21 protein-coding genes are annotated in these 26,536 nt (G+C 64.8%); 14 read left to right on the top strand and 7 right to left on the bottom strand.

Annotation, left to right across the window (positions count from 1 at the left end; all coding sequences use genetic code 11):
• Window positions 1-206: 206 nt before the first annotated feature.
• Window positions 207-1,400: a DesA family fatty acid desaturase gene (locus ACVWWJ_RS02375; protein WP_159896582.1), complete on the bottom strand. Its 1,194-nt coding sequence runs from the start codon at window positions 1,398-1,400 to the stop codon at window positions 207-209.
• Window positions 1,401-1,642: 242 nt separating this feature from the next.
• Between ACVWWJ_RS02375 and ACVWWJ_RS02370 the strand changes: the two genes are divergently transcribed.
• Genes ACVWWJ_RS02370 through mutM form a run of 5 tightly spaced genes read left to right on the top strand, consistent with a single transcriptional unit; the run spans window position 1,643 to window position 5,826 of the window.
• Window positions 1,643-2,374, top strand: a complete 732-nt coding sequence (locus ACVWWJ_RS02370) for an ABC transporter ATP-binding protein (RefSeq protein WP_456966638.1) — start codon at window positions 1,643-1,645, stop codon at window positions 2,372-2,374.
• Window positions 2,371-3,126, top strand: coding sequence for an ABC transporter permease (locus ACVWWJ_RS02365; protein ID WP_159896586.1), 756 nt, complete (start codon window positions 2,371-2,373; stop codon window positions 3,124-3,126). The genes ACVWWJ_RS02370 and ACVWWJ_RS02365 overlap by 4 nt, the downstream gene beginning before the upstream one ends.
• Entirely contained in the window at window positions 3,126-4,472 is a 1,347-nt protein-coding gene (locus ACVWWJ_RS02360) for a GldG family protein (protein WP_456966637.1), read from the top strand. Before ACVWWJ_RS02365 ends, ACVWWJ_RS02360 begins: the two co-directional genes overlap by 1 nt.
• 1 nt (window position 4,473) lies before the next feature.
• On the top strand, window positions 4,474-4,965 hold the full coding sequence (locus tag ACVWWJ_RS02355) for a hypothetical protein (RefSeq protein WP_456966636.1): 492 nt from the start codon (window positions 4,474-4,476) through the stop codon (window positions 4,963-4,965).
• A 48-nt stretch (window positions 4,966-5,013) separates the two neighbouring features.
• Window positions 5,014-5,826, top strand: coding sequence for a bifunctional DNA-formamidopyrimidine glycosylase/DNA-(apurinic or apyrimidinic site) lyase (mutM, locus tag ACVWWJ_RS02350; protein WP_159896592.1), 813 nt, complete (start codon window positions 5,014-5,016; stop codon window positions 5,824-5,826).
• 18 nt (window positions 5,827-5,844) lie between these two features.
• Here the strand turns inward: mutM and ACVWWJ_RS02345 are convergent, their stop codons facing one another.
• Together ACVWWJ_RS02345 and ACVWWJ_RS02340 are read right to left on the bottom strand one after the other, a co-directional pair.
• Window positions 5,845-6,618 carry a hypothetical protein gene (locus ACVWWJ_RS02345; RefSeq protein WP_456966635.1) on the bottom strand — a complete coding sequence of 258 codons (774 nt, stop codon included), beginning with the start codon at window positions 6,616-6,618 and terminating at the stop codon, window positions 5,845-5,847.
• Window positions 6,615-7,268 (bottom strand): thymidine kinase, encoded by a 654-nt coding sequence (locus tag ACVWWJ_RS02340; protein WP_159896602.1) that lies wholly within the window; start codon window positions 7,266-7,268, stop codon window positions 6,615-6,617. The genes ACVWWJ_RS02345 and ACVWWJ_RS02340 overlap by 4 nt, the downstream gene beginning before the upstream one ends.
• A gap of 164 nt (window positions 7,269-7,432) precedes the next feature.
• Between ACVWWJ_RS02340 and ACVWWJ_RS02335 the strand changes: the two genes are divergently transcribed.
• Entirely contained in the window at window positions 7,433-9,427 is a 1,995-nt protein-coding gene (locus ACVWWJ_RS02335) for a UvrD-helicase domain-containing protein (protein WP_456966634.1), read from the top strand.
• A gap of 1 nt (window position 9,428) precedes the next feature.
• On the opposite strand, the gene ACVWWJ_RS02330 is transcribed toward ACVWWJ_RS02335, so the two are convergent.
• Both ACVWWJ_RS02330 and ACVWWJ_RS02325 read right to left on the bottom strand, forming a co-directional pair.
• Window positions 9,429-10,448, bottom strand: a complete 1,020-nt coding sequence (locus ACVWWJ_RS02330; protein ID WP_456966633.1) for an AI-2E family transporter — start codon at window positions 10,446-10,448, stop codon at window positions 9,429-9,431.
• A 49-nt stretch (window positions 10,449-10,497) separates the two neighbouring features.
• Window positions 10,498-11,517 (bottom strand): AI-2E family transporter, encoded by a 1,020-nt coding sequence (locus ACVWWJ_RS02325; protein ID WP_456966632.1) that lies wholly within the window; start codon window positions 11,515-11,517, stop codon window positions 10,498-10,500.
• A gap of 146 nt (window positions 11,518-11,663) precedes the next feature.
• Here ACVWWJ_RS02325 and ACVWWJ_RS02320 point away from each other — a divergent pair, with 146 nt between their 5' ends.
• From ACVWWJ_RS02320 to ACVWWJ_RS02285, 8 genes are all read left to right on the top strand, one after another.
• Window positions 11,664-12,572, top strand: coding sequence for a 5'-nucleotidase, lipoprotein e(P4) family (locus tag ACVWWJ_RS02320; protein ID WP_456966631.1), 909 nt, complete (start codon window positions 11,664-11,666; stop codon window positions 12,570-12,572).
• A gap of 212 nt (window positions 12,573-12,784) precedes the next feature.
• Window positions 12,785-13,765 carry a hypothetical protein gene (locus ACVWWJ_RS02315; protein WP_456966630.1) on the top strand — a complete coding sequence of 327 codons (981 nt, stop codon included), beginning with the start codon at window positions 12,785-12,787 and terminating at the stop codon, window positions 13,763-13,765.
• 17 nt (window positions 13,766-13,782) lie between these two features.
• The gene (plsB, locus tag ACVWWJ_RS02310; RefSeq protein ID WP_456966629.1) at window positions 13,783-16,392 is read left to right on the top strand and encodes a glycerol-3-phosphate 1-O-acyltransferase PlsB; all 2,610 of its coding nucleotides are present in this window, start codon (window positions 13,783-13,785) and stop codon (window positions 16,390-16,392) included.
• Window positions 16,393-16,692: 300 nt separating this feature from the next.
• Window positions 16,693-17,253: a hypothetical protein gene (locus ACVWWJ_RS02305; RefSeq protein ID WP_456966628.1), complete on the top strand. Its 561-nt coding sequence runs from the start codon at window positions 16,693-16,695 to the stop codon at window positions 17,251-17,253.
• Between the two features lie 144 nt (window positions 17,254-17,397).
• A complete protein-coding gene (locus tag ACVWWJ_RS02300; protein WP_456966627.1) occupies window positions 17,398-21,009 on the top strand; it encodes a dermonecrotic toxin domain-containing protein in 3,612 nt (1,203 codons plus the stop codon).
• 52 nt (window positions 21,010-21,061) lie between these two features.
• Window positions 21,062-21,811, top strand: coding sequence for a bifunctional demethylmenaquinone methyltransferase/2-methoxy-6-polyprenyl-1,4-benzoquinol methylase UbiE (ubiE, locus tag ACVWWJ_RS02295; protein ID WP_456966626.1), 750 nt, complete (start codon window positions 21,062-21,064; stop codon window positions 21,809-21,811).
• A gap of 46 nt (window positions 21,812-21,857) precedes the next feature.
• Window positions 21,858-23,708: a M1 family metallopeptidase gene (locus tag ACVWWJ_RS02290; RefSeq protein WP_456966625.1), complete on the top strand. Its 1,851-nt coding sequence runs from the start codon at window positions 21,858-21,860 to the stop codon at window positions 23,706-23,708.
• A 13-nt stretch (window positions 23,709-23,721) separates the two neighbouring features.
• Entirely contained in the window at window positions 23,722-24,720 is a 999-nt protein-coding gene (locus ACVWWJ_RS02285; protein WP_200851853.1) for an alpha/beta fold hydrolase, read from the top strand.
• Window positions 24,721-24,757: 37 nt separating this feature from the next.
• Here ACVWWJ_RS02285 and ACVWWJ_RS02280 read toward each other — a convergent pair whose 3' ends face one another.
• On the bottom strand, window positions 24,758-25,525 hold the full coding sequence (locus ACVWWJ_RS02280; RefSeq protein WP_159894807.1) for a YgjP family zinc-dependent metalloprotease: 768 nt from the start codon (window positions 25,523-25,525) through the stop codon (window positions 24,758-24,760).
• 75 nt (window positions 25,526-25,600) lie between these two features.
• Window positions 25,601-26,509, bottom strand: coding sequence for a recombination-associated protein RdgC (locus ACVWWJ_RS02275; RefSeq protein ID WP_159894805.1), 909 nt, complete (start codon window positions 26,507-26,509; stop codon window positions 25,601-25,603).
• Window positions 26,510-26,536 lie beyond the last annotated feature (27 nt).

Here is a 26,536-nt window from a genome sequence, read left to right as displayed (position 1 = left end):
GCGAGGGTGGGCACCAAGGTCTCCCCCGCGAGACGCCCAAGTGTAGTGAGCGATGGCGAAGCCGAGCGCCGGGCATCGGGCATCGGGCATCGGGCATCGGGCATCGGGCATCGGGAATCGGGAATCGGGAATCGGGCATCCACAGCGAACCAAAAAAAAGGCCCGCCAACGGCGAGCCTTTTGTCTACTACCAGCGAGCGGGAAGCTTACGCACCCACCGCCGAATATCCCTTCAGCCGCTCCGCAAACTGCTGCAGCGACCGAATACCACTCTGCTCCGCCTCGACGATCCACTGCTGGAGCGACTTCAGCGCCTTGTCGGCACCACGCTCTTCCATTAGTGCGACCAAACGAGCACGGAACTCGCACACCGTGGTCAAGGTGGGACGATTCGCCAGCGCGGCATGCATGCGCTCACGTGCGTCGTTATCGAGCCAGCGACCGCCGTCAGCAAGGGCGCGACGAACCCGGCGCGGCACAGCCTTCACACTGTCGCCGGCCTGACTGACTTCTTCGCGCATGGTCGGCAGGATGACGTTGCGGTAGTAATCGGTCGTGGCCTGGAAGCGCAGCGCCAGAACGCCCTTGAGCGTTTCGGCATCCGGCAGGTGTACGTTCGGACGGATGTTGAGGGTCGGCGCCACGCGCAGCACCTTGGCAAGGCCCACCGCGCGCAGGGTGCAGATGGCCGCCCAGCCGATGTCGAACTCCCACTTGCGCAGGGCGAACTTGGCGGAACTCGGGAACGCGTGATGGTTGTTATGGAGTTCTTCGCCGCCGATCCAGAAGCCCCAAGGCGAGATGTTGGTCGCCGTGTCGGAGCTTTCGAAGTTGCGGTAGCCCCACCAGTGGCCGATGCCATTGACGAAGCCGGCGGCCCAGAACGGGATCCAGACCATCTGGATGGCCCACAGGGCCATGCCGACGACACCGAACAGCGAGACATTGATGATCGCCATCAGCGTCGGACCCCAGTAGGGGTGCTTTCCGAACAGGGTGCGCTCGACCCAGTCGTCCGGGGTGCCGCGGCCGTACTTCTCCATATCGGCCTTGTTGTAGCTGGCCTCACGGTAGAGGGCGACACCGTCGAAGAAGACCTTCTTGATGCCGAAGACCTGCGGGCTGTGCGGGTCTTCCTCGGTCTCGACCTTGGCGTGGTGCTTGCGGTGGATGGCAACCCATTCACGCACGACCATGCCCGTGGTCAGCCAGCCCCAGAAACGGAAGAAACCGTTGAGGGTCCAGTGGAAATCCACGCCGCGATGGGTCGCGCTACGGTGGTAATACAGGGTCACCGTGAAGATGGTGAGCTGCGTGACCACGAGCATGTAGACCACCATTTCGCCCCAGCTTGCGCGGGAGAGACCGTTGGCCAGGAAATCGAGCAGGGTGTCGAGCATTTAGTCGGTACCGCGCGAGGGGTGAAGGGAAAGTACAAGTGTATATCGACAGTCTAACCACCCGTTCCCATACCCACCAGCACGTTCTTGAGCGAAATGTGAAGCCGGCGGTTGTGGGAACCGGAGTCGTTTGCGCACAATCGCGCCATGAGTTCTCTCCCAGCCGTTCAGCCACATCTCGCCAGGCCCGTACGTTGGCCACACGATCCCGCGAATAGCCAGCAGTTCGGCGACGTAGCCGCATGACCGGCATTCCGCTCCTGAACGTCGCGGGGCTGTCCCGGCGCCGGGCCGGGCGTGCGGCGGTTGCCGACGTCTCTTTCTCCCTGAACCGGGGTGAAGTCCTCGGCCTCCTCGGCGTCAATGGCGCCGGAAAATCGACCACGCTTTCCATGCTGGCCGGCGCCCTGCGCCCGGAAACCGGGAGCATCCGGCTCGACGGTCGCGACTTCGTGTCGCAGCCCGGTATAGCCCGAACGCTGATCGGCTGGTTGCCCGAGGCCGCCCCGCTGTGGCCGGAACTATCCGTCGACGAACACCTGCTGGCGTTCTCGCGGCTTCGTGGCGCGTCCCGGCTCGCCGCGCGGAAAGCCGCCGACGCGATCATCGGCCGTCTCCAGCTGGGCGACCTGCGCCGGCGCCTCGCCGGCGTGCTCTCCCAGGGCCAACGCCAGCGCCTCGGCGTGGCGTGTGCACTGGTCCACGAACCCGCCCTGGTCATCCTCGATGAGCCCGCCAACGCGCTTGATCCGGTCCAGGTCGGCGAATTGCGCAAGCTGATCCGCGAGCGTGCCACCGCGGGAGCCGCCGTCATTCTCTCCACCCACGTGCTGGGCGAAGTCGTTGCGGTGTGCGACAGGGTCGCGATCCTTCACGAGGGCCGGCTTCGTCACGACGCCCCCCTGCTTAACGACGAAGGCGGAAAGACGCTGGAATCGATCTTCTTCGGTATTGCGACGGGAGCGGGCGCATGAGCCTTGGCGCCGTGACCCGTCTCGAACTGCGCCGGCTGGCCGTGCGCCCGCTGGCGTGGGCCATCGCTGCCCTGACCATTGCGTGGCTGGCCTGGACCTTCGTTCTTGGGCTGGGGCAGTTTCTCGGTGCCCAGATGAAACTGGCCGGCCTCGCGGACGCACCAGGCTTCACCGATCTGGTCGCCATTCCCTTGCTGGCTGAACTGGCCAAGCTGGCTTTCCTGGTCGTCCCACTGATGACCATGTCGCTGCTCGCCGGGGAACGGCGAACCGGCACCCTGGCCCTTCTCGCCTCGACCGGGCTCGCTCCATGGCAAATCGTGCTCGGCAAGTACCTCGCCGTGCTCCTGTGGCTCGGCCTTTGGCTGGTGGCGACGCTGGCGATGCCCTTAGTGGTCGGCGCGGAATCCACCGCCGACTGGGGAAAGCTCGCCGCGGCGACGCTCGGCACCGCGCTGCTCCTGGCCACCCTCGCCGCCATTGGCGTGGCCTGCTCCGCGGCCACGTCGTTCCCGGCGATCTCCGCGGCCATGGCGCTCATCGTGACCCTGGTGCTCTGGACGATCGACCGCGGCGCACAGGCCGCCGGCGTGAGCGGCGGTTTCCTCGAATGGCTGACCATGGCAACGCATCTGCAAAACCTGTTGCGTGGACTCGTGGTTTCCAGTGACCTGGTCTGGTTCGCGCTCGCCATCGCGTTGTCGCTGATCCTCGCCACCCGCCGGCTTGCCGGCGACAGGGAGCGTCAGTAATGCGCCGTCTCGATCGCTGGCTCATCCTGCTCGCCCTCGTCGTCGCCACGGGATGTATCGGATTTCTCAGCTCCCGCCATGTGTGGACCTCCGACTGGACGCGCGGCGCGCGCGCCAGCCTGGCGCCCGAAAGCGTGGCCGTCCTGAACACACTCAAGGGCCCGGTCGAGGTCGTGGGATACCTCTCACCGACGGGCCCGCTGCGCGAACAGGTCGCGGCGGTGATGGAGCGGTACACCCGCGAGAAGAAAGACCTGACCCTGTCCTTCGTCGACCCGGACCTCGACCCGGCGGCGTCGCGCCAGCTCGGCATTGCCGGTGACGGTGCCTTGCTCGTGCGCTATGCCGGCCGCGAGCAACGTGTCGAAAGCCCGATCAACGAACGTAACCTGTCGAACGCGCTCGAGCGACTGGCTCGCGGCGGCGAGCGTGTGGTCGCGTTCGTCACCGGCGATGGCGAGCGACAGGCCGATGGCCACGCCAACGCCGACCTGGGCACGTTCATGGGCCAGGTGGAGCGTCGCGGCATCCGCGCCGTGCCGTTGAATTTCAGCCAGACCCAGGGCGTTCCCGAGCACACCGACCTCGTGGTGCTGGCAAGCCCGACGGCGTCCCTGCCCGCTGGAAGCATCGCCGCCCTTGTCGACTACGTCCGCTCCGGCGGGAACCTGCTGTGGCTGGCGGAGCCCGGCAACGCCGATCTCGGCACCGGCCCGCTTGCCGACGTGCTCGGCATACGCGTTCTCCCCGGTGTCCTCGTCGACGGACAAGGCAGCACGCTCAACGTGAAGGACCCCCGCATCGTGGTGGTCGGCGAGTATCCCTTCCATGCCATCACTCGTGGCTTTCGCGATACCAGCCTCTTTCCGCAGACGGCCGCGCTGGCCCAGGTCTCCGATCACGACTGGGCTGTCGTCCCGTTCCTGCGTTCGGGCGAGCGCAGCTGGACGGCTTTCAATGGCATAGACAACGACAAACCCTCGACCATCGCGTTCCATCCGGAAGCCGGCGAGCTCAAGGGACCACTGGATTTTGGCTTTGCGCTGAACCGCCTGTCGCCCAGCCCGGTGAAAAGCGAGCAGCGTGCGGTGGTGATCGGCGATGGCGATTTCATCTCGAACACGTACGTCGGCAACGGCGGAAATCGCGCGCTCGGCGAACGTATCGTCGACTGGCTGCTCGGCGATGACGTCCTGGTGGATCTGCCAACGCGTGGTGCGCCCGACCGCGTGATTTCACTCTCGCAGGATGGCCTCAATGCGCTGACCTTCGGCTTCCTGATCGCCCTGCCCGCGTTGCTCCTCGGCCTGGGCGCGGGCATCGCATGGCGCCGGCGGAGGCGCTGAGGTGACACGGCGAATTCTCATTGCCGCGGCGGTCTTGCTGCTGCTTGGCGCGGTCGGTTGGCAGTGGCATGCCGACGAGGCGGACGCGCGCGAGCACACCCTGACCTCGCTCGATCCCGATACGGCGACGCACATGGCGGTGAGCCTGAAAGGCCTGCCCGACCAGCACTTCGAACGCCGGAACGGCCGCTGGGTGAACCTCGATACCGCCGCCACCGACGAGGGCCGGGCCGAGGAACTGGCTTCGCTGGCGGCGACGCCGGTCACGGACTGGAAACCCGCTACCGACTTCGACCCGGCCAGGGTCGGTCTCGCACCACCCATCGCCGTCCTGACAATCGACAGCACCCGCATCGAATTCGGCGAGATGACAGCCCTGGGCAAGCAGCGCTATGCCCGCGTCGGGCAGCGCGTGGCCTTTGTCCCCGCGCAGGCGCTGCCCCGCGCGCCCCGGACGCAGGCGCTCCCCACGACCCTGAAACCGATGCCGTGAGCCCCGGCGGCGCTTGCCCGACGACCCGAAACACCCCATCTTCCGGACATGCCCGAGCTCCCTGAAGTCGAAACCACCCGCCGCGGTATCGCCCCGCACCTGGAGGGCCACCGCGTCACCGGCGTCGTGCTTCGACGCCCAGACCTGCGCTGGCCGATTCCGCCGGAGATATCCACCCTGCTCCCCGGGCAGGTGATCGACGAAGTGGATCGCCGCGCGAAGTACCTGCTGCTGCGTACCCAGGCAGGCACGGCACTGCTCCATCTGGGCATGTCCGGCATGTTGCGCGTGCTGCCAGCGGACACGCCGATCGCTAAGCACGATCACGTCGACATCGCCATGGATACCGGGCGTGTTCTGCGCTTCACCGACCCGCGTCGCTTTGGCGCCTTGCTCTGGCAGATGCCTGGCGAAACCCACGAGCTGCTGGACGGCATCGGGCCGGAGCCACTCACGGACGACTTCGACGGCGACCTTATGTGGAAACTTTCACGCGGTCGGACGGCCTCGGTGAAGACCTTCCTCATGGACAACACCGTCGTCGTTGGCGTGGGCAACATCTACGCGAGCGAAGCACTGTTCGCCGCAGGCATCGACCCGCGGCGGGCGGCGGGTAAGGTGTCGCGGGAACGCTATGCGAAGCTCGCGGATGAGGTGAAACGCATTCTTGCTTACGCGATCACCCGTGGCGGTACCACCCTGCGCGACTTCCTCGCGCCGGACGGTGCACCCGGGTATTTTTTCCAGGAACTGTTTGCTTATGGCCGTGCCGGCGAAGCCTGCAAGGTGTGCGGCACGTCGATCCGTGTCGTGACGCTCGGGCAGCGTGCATCGTTCTACTGCCCGAGCTGTCAGCGCTGATCACGCCCGGCCGGACGCTCAGTCCGGCCAGCGCATCGCTGCGTGGCTGTTATTGAAGGCCGGATCGCTCTCGTCACCGGAGAGTTCCACGGTGAGGCCACCCTCCACGCCGTCCACTTCGAAGGTCTGGTGCTGTTCGAAGTGCGAGCCGAGCGCCCCGAGATCGACGAGTCGTTCGGACAGCGCGCCTGCACGATCGATCTCGCGGTCGGGAACGTTGGTCAGGCTGATATCCGGACGGCCGAACTTGCGCATGCCCCGCGTGCGGATCCATGAACGCCCCTTGGTCTCCTCGGGGCTGCACAGGATCAGCACGTGATGACGCGTCGGCGCACCACCCTGCACGAGATAGTGATCGCGCCAGGAGGCGGCGTCGAACAGCGAGAGGATCTGCGGATCGATGATGACCTTGCCGCCGATGTCGGTCAGTGCGGCGACGACGCCGAGCGTGTCGCGCAGGTAATCCAGATGATCGCTATCGGGGAAGCGCCCGCGAATGGCGATGACGTGGGGTGCGACCTTCGCTGCAGCGTAGGCTTCCGGGCTGTCTTCCTTCAGTAGTTCACCGAGAGCGCCGGATAGCGGATAGCCTTCCCAGCGGGAAAGCACGGCGTTCTGGAAACGCTGCAGCTCCACGCCCTCGGGCAGGCCCGGGCTGCCATAACGCGCCGCCGGGATAACCAGGTCTTCCGGGAAAGCACCGAACACGAAGAAAAGCAGTACGGCTTGCTCCTCGCTGGGCTGCCAGTGCGGACGCGGCCATGCGGCGGCGGTGTTCGTCGTCTCGGTCACGTGCTTTTTCCTTGGTCAGGGTCGCTTTCGCCGAGCGGCAGCACGGATTGCTGCAGCTCGATACGGCCATCGCCGCCGGTGATGCTCTTGAACTCGGCGCGGCTCACGGAGACATAGCGGTCATTACCGCCGATCTCAACCTGGGGGCCCTGGGTCACGGCCCGGCCGTGTTCATCCACGCGGACCACCATGGTCGCCTTCTTGCCGGAGTGGCAGATGGTCTTGATTTCGTCGAGGTTGTCCGCCCAGGCCAGGAGGTACTTGCTGCCTTCGAACAGTTCGCCACGGAAGTCCGTGCGCAGGCCGTACGCGAGCACCGGGATGCCCAGTTTGTCGACCACGTCGGAAAGCTGCCAGACCTGCGCCTTGCTGAGGAACTGCGCCTCGTCGACCAGGACGCAATGCAGGGGGCCGCGGCTGGCGATATCCCGCTCGGCGATCTCCAGGAGGTTCTCCTCGCCTGCGAAACGCATGGCCCGCGCCTGCAGGCCGATCCGCGAGGCGACGATGCCTTCACCGTAGCGGTTGTCCAGCGCGGGCGTGAGGATGAGCGTGCGCATGCCGCGCTCGTGGTAGTTGTGCGCGCTCTGCAGCAGCGTCGTGGTCTTTCCGGCGTTCATTGCCGAGTAGTAGAAGTAGAGCTTGGCCATGCGGTCGTTCCGGTGCGTGACCGCACATGGTAGCGCCAAGCCCGCGCCGGCTGGCAGCCGACATCCTGTCTCGCGCTCCATGAGCCTGCCGGCACCCCTGCCGGCCGCGTTCCCACCTGCTACCATCCGTGACCTCGTCCGCTGCCCTGTCCGGCCGATCCCACATGCTCAATCCGCAACAACACGCGGCCGTCGAATACTGTGACGGCCCCCTCCTCGTGCTGGCCGGCGCCGGCTCCGGCAAGACCCGTGTCATCACGGAAAAGATCTCGCACCTGATCTCGCGCCGACACCTGGCGGCAGAGAAGATCGCGGCGATCACCTTCACCAACAAAGCCGCGAAGGAAATGCGCGAGCGCGTGGGCAAGCTGATCTCCGCGGAGTCGGCCAAGGCACTCACGGTCTGCACGTTCCACGCGCTCGGCCTGAAATTCCTGCAGATAGAACACGAGCGCGCGCAATTGCGCCGCGGGTTCTCCGTGCTCGACGCCGATGACAGCGCCAACATGATCAAGGAGCTCTCGCCCAAGGGCGTCAAGCCGCAAGTCATTCAGGGCATTCGCAACCTCGTGGGCAAGGCCAAGAACGGCGGCCTCACGCCCGAGGAAGCCATGGCGGCGGCGCGCAGCCCTCGCGAGATCGAGGCCGCGACGATCTACGACCTTTACCAGCAGCGGCTCGCCGCGTTCAATGCGGTGGATTTCGACGATCTTATCCGCCTGCCCCTGCGCATCCTGGAAACCGACGACGATGCGCGTGCCGTCTGGCAGGAACGCCTCCGCTACCTTCTGGTCGACGAATACCAGGACACCAACGACGCGCAATACCGGCTGTTGAAAGCGATCGCCGGGCCAAAGGCACGTTTCACCTGCGTCGGCGACGACGATCAGAGCATTTATGCCTGGCGCGGCGCCAACCCGGAGAATATCGACCAGCTCGGCCGCGACTTCACCAACCTGCGCGTGATCAAGCTTGAGCAGAACTACCGTTGCGCAAAGCGCATCCTGCGCGCCGCCAATCAGTTGATCGCCAACAACCCGCACGTGCACGACAAGAAGCTCTGGAGCGATCACGTCGAAGGTCCGCCGATTCGCGTGCTGGAGTGCAAGGATAACGATCACGAGGCCGAGCGCATCGCAGCGATCGCTTCGAACCTGCACGAGAGATACAAGGAAAAGGGTGCGCGTTGGGATGACTTCTGCATTCTGTATCGCGGCAACTTCCAGGCGCGCGTCCTGGAAAAGGCGTTGCGCCTGGCGAAGGTGCCGTACCACCTGAGCGGCGCGTTGTCCTTCCTCGACCGCGCGGAAGTGAAGGACATCCTCTGCTACCTGCGCCTGCTCACCAACCCGACCGACGATGCCGCCTTCCTCCGCGTGGTCAACGTACCCAAGCGTGAGATCGGCTCGACCTCGCTCGAGAAGCTCGGCCAGATGGCGCAGACACGCAACGCCTCGCTGCTGGAGGCCACGCGCAGTGATTCCGTGCTCAAGACGATCTCGTCACGTCCCGCGTCCGCACTGGCGGGTTTCTCGCGCCTGATGGACGAACTGCGCAGCGACGCCAATCACCTGAGCGCCGCGGACCTGGTCACCACGATCATCGAAAAGACGGGTTACGGCGCGCAGATCGCCGCCTCGACGCCCGACGAAGTGCTACGCGAACGGCGCCTGGGCAACCTGCGTGAACTTGCCGATTGGTTCCGCGCCATGGGCAAGGACGGCGGCCGGACGGGCGACATCGCCGCCCAACTCGCCCTGCTCAGCCATGCCGATCGCGACGACCCCGGCAACGCGCTGCGCATGATGACCCTGCATTCGGCGAAGGGCCTGGAATTCCGCTTCGTTTTCATCGTCGGCTGCGAGGACGGCACGCTCCCGCACGAAGGCGCGATCGACGAAGGCCGCCTCGATGAGGAACGTCGACTGATGTACGTGGGTATCACCCGCGCCAAGGAAATGCTGACGCTGTCGTTCTCGGCCAGGTCGCGCAAGTACGGCGAAGTGCTGTCGAATGACCCCAGCCGCTTCCTGGAGGAACTCCCGCAGGACGACCTGCACTGGGACGGAAAGGACCCCGAAGCGGACGCCGAAGTGAAGATGGAAACCGCGGCTACGCATATGGCGCGCATCCGCGCGATGCTCGCCGGCGGCAGCTGAGTCAGATCAGCTCCTCGGCCTCGAGCTCGCTCTTCAGATAAGCGTAGTAGATCGGCGCCGCCACCAGGCCCGCCAGGCCGAACGCCGCCTCGAAAACGAGCATCGCGATCAGCAACTCCCACGTTCGCGCACGAATCTGACCGCCGACGATCTTTGCGTTGAGGAAGTACTCGAGCTTATGGACGACGATCAGGAATCCTAGCGCCGCGACGCCGACCCACAACGATACCGACAGGCCGGCAATGGTGATCAGCACGTTGGAGACCAGGTTGCCGACGACGGGCAGGAGCCCGACGACGAAGGTGAGGATCACCAGGGTCTTGGCCAGCGGCACGTGGATACCGAAGATCGGCAGCGCCACCAAAAGGAACAAGGCCGCCAGCGTCGTGTTGATCGCCGAGATCTTCAGCTGCGCAAAAATGATGTTGTGGAAGGCATCGGCGAGGCGCATCGCGCGGGTCGACAGCTCGAAGGAAAGCGGGCGCGCCGGACGTCCGCCGGAGCCATGGGAGATCGCAACGATCGCACCAAGCACGAGGCCGATCAGGACATGGGCGAAGACGCGTGCCGCCGTCGTGCCCATCAGCTTGAGGTCGCCCGCGTGCTCGTGCGCCCAGCCCATCCCCTTTTCGCGAAAGTCACCGAAGGTGTCCGGCAGGCGTGACGTCAACCAGGCAGGCAACTGCTCGTGCGCCTTGTCGAATAACGGCAGCAGCTTGCTGTCCCAAAGCTCTTGGGGATCGCCGATGTCGCGACGGTAGAATCCGAGCCCGGCGACCACGATCAGGATGAGCGCTCCCACCACCACCACGGCGACGAAGGCGACGGCGATCGGCCGCGCGCGTTCGCCGGGGATGACACGCCGAAGGAGAGGCGTGAGTGCCTCGACCACCTCGTACACCAGCAGGCCGGCCAACAGGGCCGATACGAGGTGGAGCATCAGGACGCCCCACAGCGCCAGCGCTGCGAGGACGTAGGTCGCGATGCGGATGTGTCGCAAATCGCCTGGCGTGCTGACCATGCTGAAGCTCCTTGAGGTTGGCGGGATTCCAGCAGGCCGGCGATGAACGCTAGATCAAGCGCCCGGCTTCCAGTTCAGCCTTGAGGTAGGCGTAGAAGATCGGCGCTGCGACGACGCCAGGCAGGCCAAAGGCTGCCTCGCATAGCAGCATCGCAACCAGAAGCTCCCAGGCACGGGCACGAATCTGGCTGCCGACGATGCGCGCATTGAGGAAATATTCTAATTTGTGGATCACGACCAGAAAGACCAGCGCGCCGATGCCCACGTACAGCGACACCGACAAGCCAACGATGGTGATCGCGGTATTCGACAGAAGGTTGCCGATGACCGGCAGCAGGCCGACCAGGAAGGTGATCACGATCAACGTCTTCGTAAGCGGCAGGTGAACGCCGAACAACGGCAGGATGCAGAGCAGGTAGATCGCGGTGAGAAGGGTATTCACCAGGGAAATCTTGATCTGCGCGAAGACGATGTTGTGGAACGCATCGGCGAGCCGCGCACTGCGCAGACTCAGCTCCGCCGCAAACGGACCGACCTGATGTGACGGACGTGTGCGACTGAGCGCCACGATGGCGCCGAGCACGAGGCCAATGAGGATGTGCACGAGAACACGGGCAGCTTCCTTGCCGGCCAGCTGCAAGGTGGCGGCATTGGTACGTGCCCATTCGAGCGCGGTAACGCGCAGGGCATCCACGCTTTCCGGCAGGCGGCCAACGATGGCTTGCGGCATCTGCTCGCGCGCGCGTTCGACCAGGGGCATCAGCTTGTTCTGCCAGAGGTCCTCGGGATTACCAATCTCGTTTCGGAAAAAGGTAATGCCCCCAAGGATGAGCAAGGTGAGCAGGCCGACGACGACGATCGCGACCAGGGCGACCGCGAGCACCCGCGCACGGTCGCCCGACAGCCGGCGACCCATGAGGGGCGCCACTGACACGACCACTTCGTACACGAGCAGGCCGGCGAGCAACGCGGGAAGCAGGCGGAGGTAGAGCACCAGGAAGAGGCCGAGCCCCATCGCCACGTAGCTGGCGATGCGGATGACGTTGGTCCGGGGGGTGGCGACGTCCATGAGAGACCTCGTCGTGAATGAGGCCGCAGTCTGTCAGGACGCAGGGGCGGAACGCCAGAGGCGTGCGTCCCGTCGTCACGCTGTCGTAAACTCTCCGGACAATCGCCGGCCCACGGGCGACGTTGCCTGTTTCACTAGGGGTTTCCATGATGAAGTTTGTTCCGGCCGCGCTCGCCACGGCCCTGGCTCTCGCGGGCTGTGCCGCCGCACCGCGTGCGCCGAGCGCTACGGCACCGGCCGCACCTGCTGTTGTCGCGACGCCCCCCGCTACCGGTCCTGCCGCCGACGACAACCTGAACGCGGTGGCCTGGTCGCAGAACGCCAGCGAGCACGACTTCATCTATCTGCAGACCTATCGCGACGCACAGGAGAAACTTCTCAAAGCGAAGCAGGATCCGACCTGGGACGCGCTACCGAAAGACGACCGCGCAGCGCACGCGTCGCTCAAGGGCCTGAAGCCCGCCGTCGTGCTGGACATCGACGAAACCGCGCTCGACAACTCCCCGTACCAGGCGCGGCTCATTCGCGCCGGCGGTGAGTTCAATGAGGCCGACTGGGCCGCGTGGTGCAAGGAAGCCATCGCGCGGCCGCTGCCCGGCGCCGTAGCGTTCACGAAGTTCGCTGCCGATCACGGCATCGCCGTGATCTACATTTCCAATCGCGCCAAGGACCTCGACGAGTCGACGCTGGCCAACCTGCGTTCGGCTGGGTTCCCGGTCGCTGGAAAGGACTCCTTCCTGGGCCTGGGTACCTTTGTCGAGGGCTGCGAGCAGGTGGGAAGCGAAAAAGGCTGTCGCCGCCAGCTGGTCGCGAAGAACTATCGCGTCCTGATGCAGTTCGGCGACCAGATCGGCGACTTTGCCAATATCCTGGGCAATAACGCAGAGGGCCGGGCCAAGGCCATGGCACCCTATACCGACTGGATCGGCGAGCGTTGGTTCGTCCTGCCTAACCCGACCTACGGTAGCTGGGAGCCAGCGCTGTTCGACAACGACTTCGGCCTTCCCCGCGGCGAACGCCGCCAGAAGAAGATAGAGTCGCTACGCAGCAAGTAAAATCAAAGAGTTATAGTGGTTAAGTTAAGGCATTGCTTTAGCAATGTTATTTAACTATTATTCCTCTGCCGAAACCCGTAGCGCCAAAAGCAACGCGGGCAAGGCCATTTCCCTTACCGGCCTCGGGCTGGATAACCCCGTGAAGCGATGAGCCTCCGGGGTTTTTTCTTGTACGCTCCCCGTCCCCGCTCCCCGAAGACGACGAAGCCCCCATGCGCCGCTCATCGCACCTGGCCTGGATACTCCTGCTGGCAGTCGTCCTGCTTTCCGCTTGCAACCACAAGCCGAAGGACGCCCCAGGTACGCCCGGAGGCGGCTCTCCGGAAGACGCCATGCGTGATTCGCTGGATCTCATCCGCGACGGCAAGTTCGACATGTTCTGGAGGCACGCGCTGCCACCGGCGGACTTCGCCGCCCTGCGCACCGACTGGGTCAAGAGAAATGCTCCCACCGAGCCCCTCGACGACGACGACCGCGCGAAGTTCGAGGCCGGCGTCAAAAGGCTGACCGAGCCCGATGCGGAGAAGAAGCTGTTTGCCGACCTTCGGCCGACATTGGTCCATTTCGATCGCGATTACAAAGACCAGATGCCGTTGCTGTCCGGCGTCGGCCAGTCGATGGCGCTGACCGCTGTCGAGCAAACCAAGGATCTGACCGCCTCACAGAAACGGCAGCTTCGCGAAGCGGTGAACGTCGTCGCGCCCTGGACGCAGACCGTGGCCTGGGGCGATCAGGCCAAGGCGAAAGAGGCGATCGGGATTCTGGTCGACACCGCTCGCAAGGCGAATCTGTCCACGCCCGATGCGCTGCACGCCATGAACTTCGAGCAGTCCATGGCCACCTGGTCCACAGCGTGGCTGGGATTCAAGCGTCTGTTCGCCGTTTACGGCTTGTCGATCGACAAGAGCTTCGAGTCGATCAGCATCGACACCCTCGAAAACAGCGGCGGATCGGCGCACGTAAAGATCACGTATACCTTGCTGGACAAGCCCATTCAGACGGACGCCACCCTGGTCCTGCTCGACGGCCGTTGGTACGACAGCGACCTGCTGCAGAGCGTTCGCGCCCGGCATCTCCAGCTCAACCCGCCCGCGCAGCCTGCTCCGGCGGTCAGCGTGCCGGCCCTGCCCGGCACCGCCGCCCCACCGCCGCGAAACGACGTCGCACCGGTTGCAGCCGCCCGGCCCCGCTGAAGCCGTACAATCCCACCATGCCCGAAATTCCGATGAGTGCGGATCCGCACGTCCATGTCGCCCGTTCGCCCTGGTGGTTCAAGCTGCTGAGTCGGCTTCTCGAACCCTGGGTTCGGATCAAGCGCGAGCCCGCTGAACCCACCGCGCTGCTCAAGAGCGGCGCCGCCGTCTGCTACGCCATCGAGCGCAACGGCACGTCCGATGCGCTGATCCTCGAGCGCGCGTGCCGCGAAGGTGGCCTGCCCAGCCCGATGCAGTTACTGGAACTTCCGGGCCGCCGTCGTCGCTCCGTGTTTTCCCTGAGTCGCCGTCATGGCTGGCTGTTCGGACGCACGGATACACGCGGACCGAAGGAGCCGATCGGCCAGCTCATCCGCGCGCTGGAAGATGACCCGGAACGCGATATCCAGGTCGTCCCCGTCTCCATTTACGTCGGGCGCGCCCCCAATCGGGAGAGTGGCTGGTTCAGCGTGCTGTTTGCGGAAAACTGGCTGGTTGTCGGCCGCTTCCGGCGCATGCTCGCCCTGCTGCTCAACGGCCGTGACACGGTGGTTCACTTCTCCGCGCCGGTATCGCTGCGCAGCGTGCTCGCCGACTCGCATGGCCTCTCCCCGGAACGCCTGACCCGCAAGATAGCCCGCGTGCTGCGCACGCATTTCCGCCGCATCCGTGCGGCCGTGATCGGTCCGGACCTGTCGCATCGCCGCACCGTTGTCGATGCGGTACTGAATACCGAGCCGGTGCGCGACGCGGTCGCCGCCACGGCCAGCAAGGAAAACATCTCCTTGGCGAAGGCAGAACGGCGGGCGCGCGATTTCGCCCTCGAGATCGCCGCGGATTATTCGCACCCGGTGGTCCGGTCGACCTCGTTCCTGCTCTCGAATTTCTGGAACAAGCTGTACGACGGCATCGCCATGCACCACTTCGACAAGGCCCGCGCCGCGGCACCGGGTCATGAAGTGATCTATGTGCCCTGCCATCGCAGCCACACCGATTATCTTCTGCTCTCGTACCAGCTGCATCACTCGGGCGTGGTGCCACCGCATATCGCCGCGGGTGTCAATCTCAACCTCCCGGTCGTCGGCCCGATCCTCCGTCGCGGCGGCGCGTTTTTCCTGCGCCGCAGCTTCAAGGGCAATGCCATGTATTCGGTGGTTTTCAACGAATACCTCGCCCAGCTGGTCGACCGCGGCGTGCCCCTGGAATACTTCATTGAGGGTGGCCGCTCGCGCACCGGGCGTCTGCTCGCGCCACGCGCCGGCATGCTGGCGATGACGCTGCGCGCCTTCCTGCGCGCGCCGCGCCGCCCTGTCCTGTTCCAGCCCGTGTACATCGGCTACGAGAAGCTGATGGAAGGCAAATCCTATGCGGGCGAGTTGTCCGGCAAGCCAAAGGAAAAGGAGTCGCTGCTCGGCCTGATCCGCGGCCTGAAGGTCCTGCGCCAGCGTTACGGCCACGTCACGCTGAACTTTGGCGAACCCATCTTGCTCACGCCCATGCTCGACACCGTCGCGCCCGACTGGCGCGAGACCACCGCCGAACATGATGCCAAGCCGGAATGGATGAGCCGCCTGGTCGACGACCTCGCCGAACGCATCCAGGTCAATATCAACCGCGCAGCCGACGTCAATCCGATCAACCTGCTGGCTCTGGCGCTGCTGGCCACGCCCAAGCATGCGATGGCCGAGAATGACCTTCTTGCCCAGATCGAACTGACCAAGTCGTTGTTCCAGGAACTACCTTATTCCGACCGCGTCACCATCACGCCGATGAATCCGCAAGGCGTCGTTGCCTATGGCGAGCAGATGGGCTGGATTCGTCGCGTACGCCATCCCCTGGGTGATGTGCTCGTCACCGAGGGCGAGCAGGCGGTGCTGCTGTCTTACTTCCGCAACAACGTGCTGCACCTCAATGCGGCGGCCGCCTGGGTGGCTGCATGCTTCCTCAACAACCGGCGCATGTCGCGTTCGTCCGTGATGCGACTGGGCAAGTTGATCTATCCGTTTATCCAGGGTGAACTGTTCCTGCCCTGGGACCAGGATGGTTTTGCCCAGCAGGTGCAGGAGACGATCGAGTTCTTCGTTCGCCGCGGCATCCTCGAAGCCAGCAGCGAAGGCCGGGTGCTCGAGCGCGGACCGGGTCAGGACGATGGCGCCTATCAGCTCCGCGTGATCGCACGCAGCATGCTGCAGGCTTTCGAGCGCTATTACATCGCTATCGCTGCCCTCGTGAAGAACGGCCCGCACACCATGAGTTCGGGCGAGCTCGAAACCGCCTGCACGCTCACGGCACAGCGGCTTGGATTGCTCAACGAACTGTCCGCGCCGGAGTTCTTCGACAAGGCCCTGTTCCGCGGTTTCATCCAGAAATTGCGCGAAGTGAAGGTGGTCTGGACCGACCAGGCTGGCAAGCTCGATTTCAGCGACGCGCTCGAAGACATGGTGCGCGATGCACGCGTGATCCTCGCGCGCGAAGTGCGCCATTCCATCCTGAAGATCACCCCGGGTGGCGAGAACGACCGGGATCTCGACGCGCGGCCGCCGGACGATCCGGGCGAGACCGCCGCCGAATCGCTGCACGACCGGCATGTCGCCAACGAACACGCGCGACACGAAAGCGGCCACTGAGCGCGTAAGCGAAACAGACGCAGCGAACCGACGTCGAGCGCTGCTAATTGCGGCGGTTGCCGTTGCGATGTGCGCGTGATCGACTGAAACACCTGTAAGCCTTCATCAGCATCACACCGGGCGTCTCGCCCGGTGGCAGCCGTGTGGGCCGCTCCGCCAACGCTGGCAGCGCGCGACACGCTCGTCCCTCCGAATCCAGGTCCGGTGCAACCCACTCACGATGCCTCGTGACGGCCACCCGTGCGTGTCCCTCCTTGCGCCTAGACTGCGCCGCTGGTCCACCACGACAAGGAAATCACCATGGACATGATGCCGCCTCAGGCGCCTCCTGCGCTCACACAAAGTGCCTATGACGACGCGACGAAGCACTACGATCGCCTGACCGCACTCCAGGCGTGGATCGCGACCGAGCCCGGCACCGTCTGGCACTACACCACGCCGTACCGGCACGACATGTTCAAGGGAACCGCGCTCACGCTTAATCAATCGCTTCCATCCGCGACCGGGCCGTCGGGACTACACGTGATGACGCTCGATCCGGGTCGATCTTCGAGGGAAATCGTCAAGGTAATGCGGGGCAAGACCCGTGCGTACACCTTCACCGACGAGAAGCTGCGGACCATCGCCGGGGCTTATGTCGAGATAGACCTCAACAAGCTGCGCAACCGGCAGAGAGAGGACGGCACGTATGAATTCAATGTTTACACGGTGGCCCATCGCTCGGGGCTCGAATTCGTCATCAAACCGACCTTGCCGGCGCCGCACCGCGACATCGCGCCGCTGTCGCCCCGGCGGCAGCGAGACCTCGCGGGCATTGCATTGCGGCCCGGCGAATTCCGCACCGGGCTTCGCTTTCCGTAGCCACGCCTTGTCGGCGGACAAGGGGGCGATCGCGCGGCCGACGCTGCCACCACTCGCAGGGTTACGCGGACATCCAGGATTAGCGCGGACACTTAGGCTGTATGGCCGGAATCCCCCGCGACATGCCAGCCAAGGAGAAACGACATGGACGTCCAGACCACGACACCCCACGAGATAACGCAAGCCGAGGGACAACGCTCGATCGACGCGTTGCGCCGCCTTGAAACCACGCGCAATGAGCTTGCGCGCTTGTTCGCAGCGCAACCCGTCCTTATCGACGCCACTGACGAGGGGGCCCGGCAATTGCTGGGCGCGCTGCCAGGGTTCTGGGCTGCGCCGGAAACGATCGATGGCGCGACGCGCAGCACACTTCTTGGCCGTTACGTGGCCGGCGTAATGAAGGAGGAAGCCCTCCTGCGCGGTCTCGACGGAACCCTCGAAGACATCGCGACGTCTGTCGCGATGCGAGTAGTCGGTGCTCAGGACGGCGTACTCGCCCCTGACCTGCATGCGCGCGAACTCATCTTCGGCGATACACCGCACGCCGGCTCGCTGATCGTCGTCGCGGACGGAAGGCCAGACCTCGCCCTGTTGTTCACCGCGCGCGGCGGCTGGGAGGCCTTCGACTCGCTGGACCGCCTTCTCGAAACGGCACGTCGTCGTTTGCTGGAGTCCGTCGACGCCGCCGATGGCACCGGACTGCAGAACGATGCGTTTGCCGAGGCGAAGCGCCGTGGAACGGTGGGATCGCGCCTTATCTCTGGCGATGTCTTCTCGACGCTGGCACGTCGCATGATCGACGTACAACACGAACGCATCTCACTCGCCGTCGACGACTACGATCTCGATAGCGATGTACCGGACGCGGCAAAGGATCTCGCCGATCGCATCCGCTACGAGCTGTCGACGGCCGGGATGCTGGACATCGACGCTATCGAAGGTCTGCGCGAAGCTCACCTGCTCGAGACAGTCATCGCCAATCGCCTCGCGAGCGTACCGAGCGATGTTCGCGCCAACTGGTACGAAGCGCGCGACGCGTACAACGACTCGCTGGCGACGGCGACGATGCTTCGCGCGGGCGCGGGCGTGCAGGCTCCCCTGACCATGCGTGCTTTCGCTTCGCGCGAACTTGCGGCGAGGCTCGCCGCATTGGGCGTCGACGAGTCGCCCGAAGCGATCACCGTGGAAATCGCGCGGATCAAGGTCCTCCCCGAGCCCCTCGCTGCGCTCGATCCATTGCCCGGAACGACACAGGCTCGCCGGGTGTCGTTGATCGACCTGGCATCGCAGAACGTGGGTCGCTTCTCCCTGGAGACCTTGTCTGCCGTGGACGGCGAAGGCCAGTCGATGCGCGACCGCCTCGGCAGCGGGGCCATCCGCGAGATGGTTCGCCAACTGGATCTCGTAAACCGTTACCAGGCGTATATCGAGCAAACCCTTCGACAGGGACCGACCGCGGCGCTCGCCCGCAAGTTGGCCATCCACGTGCGCACGGCGCAGATGCGTCTGGAAGCCGCCGAATCGAGATTGGCGTATCACGTGCCCGGCGATCCGCCCTCGTTCATCGACGATCGGGAAGAAAGGGGTTTCCGTTGGGTTGAAGCCGCACTGGACACCCCGGCCGGGGAGCGACGCGTTGGCAACCATGCCATCGCCGTCTCCCAGCTCACTTATCGAAAGGTGCCATTGGACGGCATACTCATTTTCGCTTCGCGTGCATCGCAGAGCGCGCCGCGCCTGGTCATGTACACCCCTGACGCGCCGGACGGCGTTTCGTACCGCGAGTTTGAGACGCGCGAGGATGCCGCGAAGCGTTTTCTCTACCATCCCGCCTTTCGCGAATACTTGCTGGATCGCCTCCCCGCCGAGTTTGCTACGGTGCAAGCGAACGGCGCGACGCGCGAGTTTGCCGGAGACCGCCTCGCTCACTGGGTGCTCGGCGCCCCCCGGGATGCAGCGTATACCGTTACCGCCGAGCCGTTCGACGAACGCGAGGTGAGAGGCGATTTCCTTGCTGAGGCCTACGACACGACGGTCGGGAAACATCGCCGCGATGCGCGCTTCCTCGCCCGCTCCACGTCTGACGCCGACGGAGACGCGATGCTCGGCCATCTTCAGCACCGCTTGAATGGCAGCCCGACCGCACACCTTGCGTCGACGATGTTGACCGACGTACCGGCCAGTCTGGCGCGCATGGCGCAAGCTTCCTGGCGCCTCTACGACCACATGAAAGCCGGCGACACCGGCGAGGCATTCGTTGCCTTCACCGATGCCTACGTGAATGCGCTCGCCCTTGTTGCGCCACCGCTTATCGGTGGCCGGCACGTCGCAACGGCCATCGTCCGATCCCGCGCAGCAAAGCAAGGCGTTACCGGGACACCGGTACGGCTGGCGCCAGCGGAGGTCCGCTTCGAGGATCGATACGCGGTGCATCGTCTACGGAAACCGGGCAAACCGGATGACGAAGGCATCTTCCGTGTGCGGGGGGAGTCCTACATCGAGCAGGGCGGCACGATGTATCTCGTGCGCCGCGACACAGACTATGGTCGCTGGCGTCTCGCCCCTGCGCGGGGCGCCCTGGATGCCCGCTTTACCGGGCCGGTGATCGAACAGATCGACGGTCGATGGGTTTATGCCCGGGAGGTCGGCCTGCAGGGCGGCATGCGCCGGTTACGTCGGCAGTTGAACCGTCTCCTGGTTCGTGACGATGTGGTCGAGGCGGCTGCCGCGCCCGCAGGCGATGCTGCGCCGCCGGTTGTCCCGGGCCCGCGTCCACCGGTACAACTGCCCTTGCCCGCCTTGATGGAGCCCATGCGCGCCGAAATCACCGCCGCACTGGTGGACAATCCAAGCGCGGCGGTACGTATCAGGAGCGACGGGGCGCAACTCCAGTTTCCCGTGCAGACCCGCAGCGCGTTGCTCATGGATCCCCACCTCCATCCGGACGTCGCGGAACTCAGCGTCCATCAACGGCGCGTGTTCCTGCACGAGCTGGACGCCCGGTTTCCCCTCGCCACGGAGCGCGCCGATGTACTGAGTATCCATGGGTGGGCCGGGCCGGATGGCCGCCGCCTGTCGTCGACGAACGCCGACGTCCAGTCGCCGTCCATATCCTCATCCACTGGCGACCCGCTGCTGCCCTCCCCGGCGCTGACGTCCAGCCAGCAAGGCCGCTGGGATGAAGCTATCGCCACGGCGAGGAACGCACCGCGCTTGCCCCGGCGACTGGGGAACGCATCCGCGGACAACGCCGTGACCGATCTCTTGCCGGCCACCGAAGCCGTTCCTCCCGACGAATGGCCGGCGCGGGTCTGGTATTTCAGCGAGCGTCGATTCCAGCGGGAACTCCGGCCAGGGTCGAGTGGCGAGGGTGTCACGCTGGGGCGCGATACTGCGGCCGGCGCCAGCGCCGAAGGCACGCGCACCTACCCCGTATCGGTACTTCCCCCGGAAACACCGACGAGCCGGTTGTCCGAAGCCCTGGGCGTGTCACCGGTGCATCGTGCCGGACAACGTGACCCGCTCGGCTACTGGGTGCTGATCGACATCACGCCGCGCGAGTCCCAACGCGTCGGACGGCATCACGTCATCCCCTCCTGGAGCTTCGGATTCAACGTGCGTCGGCGCCTCCTGCCCAGCGGCGAATACCAGTACATGCTGCAGAGCGAGCGGCCGATCTACGTGCCCATCGGGGAGGTCGTCAGCACCGGGCGCCGCGGGGGCCAACCCCACTCGCTTCCCGCGCTGCGCCGCTGAAGGTCCGGGCGGCGGCTGCCTGAAGGGGTCGATCGGGAGTAACATGCGAAGCATGGCGAACGAGAAAACTACCCATTTCGGCTTCCGCGATGTTCCCCTGGCCGACAAGCAAAAGCTTGTCGGCCAGGTGTTTACCTCCGTGGCACGCAACTACGACCTGATGAACGACCTTATGTCGTTCGGCGTCCACCGGCTATGGAAGCGCCACTTCGTGGCCGTCAGCGGCGTGCGCCGCGGCGACCGCGTGCTGGATCTGGCCGGCGGCACGGGCGACATCGCCGCGCTGCTCAAACCGGTCGTCGGCGATGAAGGCGAAGTCGTGGTCGGCGACATCAATGCCGCCATGCTCGGCGTCGGGCGCGACCGCCTCACCGATCGCGGCCTCGTTTCCGGCCTGCGCTGGGCGCAGATGAACGCGGAGATGCTGCCCTTCCCGGACAACAGCTTCGATGCGGTCACGATCGCCTTCGGCCTGCGCAATGTCACCGACAAAGACAAAGCCCTGGCCGACATGCACCGCATCCTCAAGCCCGGTGGCCGCGCCCTGGTGCTGGAGTTCTCCAAGGTGCAGAGCCCGGTGCTCTCGAAGCTCTACGACGTGCATTCGTTCAAGATCCTGCCGCGCCTGGGCAAGCTTTTCGCCGGTGACGCCGACAGTTACCAGTACCTGGCGGAATCGATCCGCAAGCATCCTGACCAGGAAACCCTGAAGGGCATGATGCTCCAGGCTGGCTTTGGCCACGTCGAAGTCCGCAACCTGACCAGTGGCATCGTCGCGATCCATCGCGCCTACAAGCTCTGACAGGGGTGGCATACTGGGGATCTCCTTCCACCGGATGATCCCCGCGATGCGTCTGCTTCCGATCCTCGCCCTCACCATGGCATTCCCTGTGGTGGCTTTCGCCGCCGACCCGCATTCCTACGCCCAGCCGGACGCCGTCAAGGTCACCCACCTCGACCTCGACCTGAAGCTGGACTTCGGCCAGCGCGAGCTGGCGGGCCAGGCCACTCTCAAGCTGGACTGGAAGGATGCCAAAGCAAAGGATCTCGTCCTCGATACGCGCGACCTGAAGATCGCCAGCGTCGAGGCCGTGGACGGCTCAGGCAAGACGTCGCCGCTGAAGTTCGCTCTTGCGCCGCGCGACAAGGAACTGGGCTCGAAGCTGACCATCGAAGCGCCGGCCCATCCGGGCAGCGTCCGCATCGCGTATACGACGGTGCCCGAGGCCTCCGGCCTGCAGTGGCTCACGCCGGACCTGACCGCCGGCAAGAAGCAGCCCTTCATGTTCTCGCAGTCGGAGTCGATCCACGCGCGCTCGTGGGTGCCGTTGCAGGACTCCCCGGCCATTCGTTTCTCCTACGACGCACACGTCAGCGCGCCGAAGGATGTGCGCGTGGTGATGAGTGCCATCAACGATGCGAAGCATCCGCTCAATGGCGACTTCACGTTCGACCAGCCGCATCCGATTCCGTCGTACCTGCTGGCGATCGCCGCGGGCGATATCGCCGTGAAGGAAACCGGTCCGCGCAGTGCCGTTTATGCCGAGCCCAGCGTGGTCGGCAAGGCCGCCCACGAGTTCGAAGACACCGAGAAGCTCATCGCGACGACGGAACAGCTCTACGGTCCGTATGCGTGGGGTCGCTACGACATCCTCGTCCTGCCGCCATCGTTCCCGTACGGCGGCATGGAAAACCCGAACATGACCTTCGCCACGCCCACCGTGCTGGTCGGCGACAAGAGCCTGGTCTCGCTGGTGTCGCATGAGCTCGCTCACTCGTGGTCGGGCAACCTGGTGACCAGCGCCGCCTGGCGCGATATCTGGTTGAACGAAGGTTTCACCACCTACGTGCAGGGTCGCATTACCGAAGCCGTGTACGGTAAGGCGCTGGCCGACGAGGAGGCACTCCTCTCCGCACGCGCGCTACAGAAGTCCATCGGCGACATGCCGGCCAACTCGCAGAAGCTCACCCCGGATGCACGTGGCGTGGGCGCGGACGATTCGCTGTCATCGGTCGCGTATGACAAGGGCTCGTGGTTCCTGCGCACCCTGGAACTTCGCTTCGGTCGTGAGACCTTCGATGCTTACCTGAAGGGCTATTTCGCTCACTTTGCCTTCCAGAGCATCGATACGGACACGATGTTCGCCTACCTCAAGGCCAACCTGCTCGATAAATACCCGGGCAAGATGAGCGAGGCCGAGGCACGCGCCTGGATCTGGCAGCCGGGTATCCCGAAGGATGCGCCGCTGCCCACCTCCGCACGCTTCGACGGTATCGACAAGCAGCGCACCGACTTCCTTGCCGGCAAGCTCGCCGCCGACAAGCTGGATGCGAAGAGCTGGAACACCCAGGAATGGATGTACTTCCTCGATCGCCTGCCCGACGTGACGCCGCTGCCGAAGATCAAGGAAATCGACGCCGCATGGCACCTCACCGGCACGCCTAACGCAGAGATCGGCATGCGCTGGTATGCGCACGCCATCGCCGCCGGCGACAAGGACGTATGGACGGCTGCTGCCGAGCACATGACGCGCATCGGTCGCCTGTACCTGACCACGCCGGTTTACCGCGCCTTCGCTCGCACGCCGGAAGGCCTGGCATTCGCGAAAGCCACCTATGCCAAGGCGAAGAGCGGCTACCACCCGATGACCCAACAGGCCGTCGAAGCGATCCTCGCCGGCAAATCGAAAAAGAAGTAAGGCGCCCTACCTCATGGCCAAGATTCCCACGCTCGCTTCCGCCAACAGCCGCCCGCTCTGGCAGCGGTTGTTGCTTCGCCGCCTCAAGTTTCTCGTGGTGGTTGCCCTCGTACTTGGCATCGGTGCCGGCGGCGTCTACCTGATCGCGCCGTCGCTACTGCTCAAGGCGGATGCGGCGCGCCTGGCGATGTCCGCGCATATGGAGAAGAAGACCGTGGTCGCTGGCGACACGACCTGGTCCTACTACGAGGGTGGCGCAGGCCCGACGATCGTGCTGCTGCACGGTTTTGCCGCCAACAAGGAAACCTGGCTGCAGATGTCCAAGGGGCTCACTGATCACTTCCACGTGATCGCCCCCGACCTGCCGGGCTGGGGTGAATCGTCGCGCAACGAAGGCGGCGACTACGGCATCCCGGCCCAGGCAGCGCGCCTCGAAGCCTTTGCCACGGCCGTGGGGGCACAGCACTTCCTGCTGGTCGGTCACTCGATGGGAGGCGCTATCGCCGGCGTCTACGCCGACCAGCATCCGGAGCGTGTTGCCAGCCTGGTGCTGTCGAGCTCGCTCGGCCTGACCTTCAAGGAAAACGACTTCGTTCGTGACGTGAAGGCCGGCAAGGATCCGTTCCTGTTCAAGGACCGCGCTGATCTCGAGGCCCTGCTTGCCCGCATTTTCCTGGTGAAGCCGAACATTCCGGGCCGGCTGGAGGACGCATTGCTCGCGCGTAACCAGCAGGACCACGACTTCATTGCCCACACCTTCGAACAGTTGAAGGAGCCCGCTCAGGCATATGCGCTGGACCCGGTGATAGGCAAGCTGCCGATGCCGGTACTCGGTATCTGGTGTCGCGAAGACAAGATCATCGATGTCTCCGCGCTGGATACGCTGCGCAACGGGCTGAAAAGCTCGCCCTCGATCGGCGCAACCATCATGAATGGCTGCAACCACATGCCGATGCTCGAGAAGCCAGAAGAAACGGCGAAGATCATCACGGGCTTCGCGCTGGCGCACTGACATGGTGTTCCGGCTGAGGTGACCCGGTCGGGTGCCTTCAGTCGGCGACGTCGGCGACCAGCCTGTCCAGTTGCATCTTCAGTCCGCTGCCGTGCGTGCGTAACCACGCACGCTGCTCCTTGTAGTCAGGGAACACGGTCTCGACCCAGTGCCAAAAGCGTGGCGAGTGGTTGCGCACCTTCAGGTGACACAGCTCGTGAACGAGCACGTATCGCAACGCGGCCGGCGGAGCGAGCGCCAGCGCGAGATCGAGGTTGATCCTGTCGCGCGTATCCAGGCTTCCCCACAGACTCTTCAACGGGCGCACTTTCAGTGCGGTCGGTGCGGCGTTGATCAGCGGGATATAAGCAGGCAACCAACGCGACACATCGCGGCGAATCTGGGCCTCGAAGTACGTCGCGAGCAGGCCACGCGCCACGAGCAGCGCACGCGTATGCGGCTTCGGAATCACCAGCGTCAGCCCCCCGGCGTGCTGGTCGACGCGCGGATACGCGCCTTCAGCCCAGTCCAGCGCGACGTCTTCGCCACGAAACGGGAACGACGTCGGCACACCGACCTTCAGGGCGGGTAGCGGCGCCGCATCCATGTGGAACTCGCCGAGCTTCTGCTCGAGCCAGTCCGCGTGGTGACGAAGGAACGCGGCCATCTGGGCCGTGTGCGTACCGTTCGGATAGGTAAGACGGGCACCCTTTGGCGTGACCGTGAGGCGCAATCGGCGCGCGCGCGGGTGCGCCGATTTGAGCACACGAATAGTTCCACCCGTCGGGGTGGACAATTCCAGCCAGTCGCCTTCTTCAGATGCCATGTCGCGAGTCTCTGGTCGATCCCGACGAACTTGCCACCAAGCCATATCGAATCCTGCGACGCGACCGCCTCCGGCTTACTCCGGACGCGGCAGCTTGAACCACTCTTCCAGCTTGCCCAGCAGGCGCTCGTACTCGAGAGCCATCAGGGCGAAGTTCGCATCCATTTCCGCAGCGGCCGATTCCGGGCTATCCGCCTGACCGTCGAGGACCACGTCCGTGAACTTGATCTTACGCAGGATCAGGTCTTCCCCGAGTACAAAAGAGATGCGGTCGTCGAAGACCAAACCCAACTGGAAGACCTGTTTTCCGGTGCGCAGGTGCTCGCGAATCTCATCCGTATCGAGATCCTGGCGACGGCAACGGGCGATGGCGCCCGAGGCCGTTGCCGGGTCGCGCAGCTCGCACTCGTCACCCAGTACCAGGCCGCCCGGCAGTTCGCCCGTGGCGACCCAGTGCGTCATGAGAATCCGCGGCGACTCTTCCGGCGCCAGCGGCACGGCCGGGAAGCTGCCCAGTGCTTCACGCACCTGGCTCAGCGTGTTCTCAGCCGATTTGCGACTGGAGGTGTCCAGCACCAGCCAGCCGTTCTTCTTGTCGACGTAACCGGACATGCGAGAGGTGCGCACGAAGGCACGCGGCAGCAGCTCGTTCATGACATCGTCTTTCATGCGCTTGCGCTCGCGACCGCTGACCTTGCGGCCCTCTTCGTCGACGATTTTCTGCACACGGTTGGCGATCTCATCATTCACCACGGCCGATGGCAGGAGCTTATCCTCGCTGCCCACGGTGACCATGGTGTTGCGGCCCACCATATGGACCAGCGCTTCCTCTTTACGGCCCAGCGGCGAGATGAAGCCGCGGGTCGACATTTCCATCGGCCCGACCGGGCGCAGGCGATGCTCGGGAAGCACCTCTTCGAGGCGATCCAGATCGGTGGCTACGGTGGCGGAGAAGCGGAACAGCGTCAGGTTTCTGAAAAACATGTATCGGTCATTCTCTTGCGAATGGAG

The organism is Luteibacter sp. HA06 (assembly GCF_054061215.1).
Note: the sequence above shows the minus strand (reverse complement) of the source record. Positions and strands in the feature narration are given on the sequence as shown.

Bases quoted from the DNA above. Each gene is read 5' to 3' on its own strand.
- ACVWWJ_RS02325 (WP_456966632.1), bottom strand. From the start codon at position 11,517: ATGGACGTCGCCACCCCCCGGACCAACGTCATCCGCATCGCCAGCTAC.
- ACVWWJ_RS02365 (WP_159896586.1), top strand. From the start codon at position 2,371: ATGAGCCTTGGCGCCGTGACCCGTCTCGAACTGCGCCGGCTGGCCGTG.
- mutM (WP_159896592.1), top strand. From the start codon at position 5,014: ATGCCCGAGCTCCCTGAAGTCGAAACCACCCGCCGCGGTATCGCCCCG.
- plsB (WP_456966629.1), top strand. From the start codon at position 13,783: ATGCCCGAAATTCCGATGAGTGCGGATCCGCACGTCCATGTCGCCCGT.
- ACVWWJ_RS02330 (WP_456966633.1), bottom strand. From the start codon at position 10,448: ATGGTCAGCACGCCAGGCGATTTGCGACACATCCGCATCGCGACCTAC.
- ACVWWJ_RS02280 (WP_159894807.1), bottom strand. From the start codon at position 25,525: ATGGCATCTGAAGAAGGCGACTGGCTGGAATTGTCCACCCCGACGGGT.
- ACVWWJ_RS02305 (WP_456966628.1), top strand. From the start codon at position 16,693: ATGGACATGATGCCGCCTCAGGCGCCTCCTGCGCTCACACAAAGTGCC.
- ACVWWJ_RS02360 (WP_456966637.1), top strand. From the start codon at position 3,126: ATGCGCCGTCTCGATCGCTGGCTCATCCTGCTCGCCCTCGTCGTCGCC.
- ACVWWJ_RS02375 (WP_159896582.1), bottom strand. From the start codon at position 1,400: ATGCTCGACACCCTGCTCGATTTCCTGGCCAACGGTCTCTCCCGCGCA.
- ACVWWJ_RS02300 (WP_456966627.1), top strand. From the start codon at position 17,398: ATGGACGTCCAGACCACGACACCCCACGAGATAACGCAAGCCGAGGGA.
- ACVWWJ_RS02370 (WP_456966638.1), top strand. From the start codon at position 1,643: ATGACCGGCATTCCGCTCCTGAACGTCGCGGGGCTGTCCCGGCGCCGG.
- ACVWWJ_RS02335 (WP_456966634.1), top strand. From the start codon at position 7,433: ATGCTCAATCCGCAACAACACGCGGCCGTCGAATACTGTGACGGCCCC.
- ACVWWJ_RS02320 (WP_456966631.1), top strand. From the start codon at position 11,664: ATGATGAAGTTTGTTCCGGCCGCGCTCGCCACGGCCCTGGCTCTCGCG.
- ACVWWJ_RS02290 (WP_456966625.1), top strand. From the start codon at position 21,858: ATGCGTCTGCTTCCGATCCTCGCCCTCACCATGGCATTCCCTGTGGTG.
- ACVWWJ_RS02340 (WP_159896602.1), bottom strand. From the start codon at position 7,268: ATGGCCAAGCTCTACTTCTACTACTCGGCAATGAACGCCGGAAAGACC.
- ACVWWJ_RS02275 (WP_159894805.1), bottom strand. From the start codon at position 26,509: ATGTTTTTCAGAAACCTGACGCTGTTCCGCTTCTCCGCCACCGTAGCC.
- ACVWWJ_RS02315 (WP_456966630.1), top strand. From the start codon at position 12,785: ATGCGCCGCTCATCGCACCTGGCCTGGATACTCCTGCTGGCAGTCGTC.
- ACVWWJ_RS02285 (WP_200851853.1), top strand. From the start codon at position 23,722: ATGGCCAAGATTCCCACGCTCGCTTCCGCCAACAGCCGCCCGCTCTGG.
- ubiE (WP_456966626.1), top strand. From the start codon at position 21,062: ATGGCGAACGAGAAAACTACCCATTTCGGCTTCCGCGATGTTCCCCTG.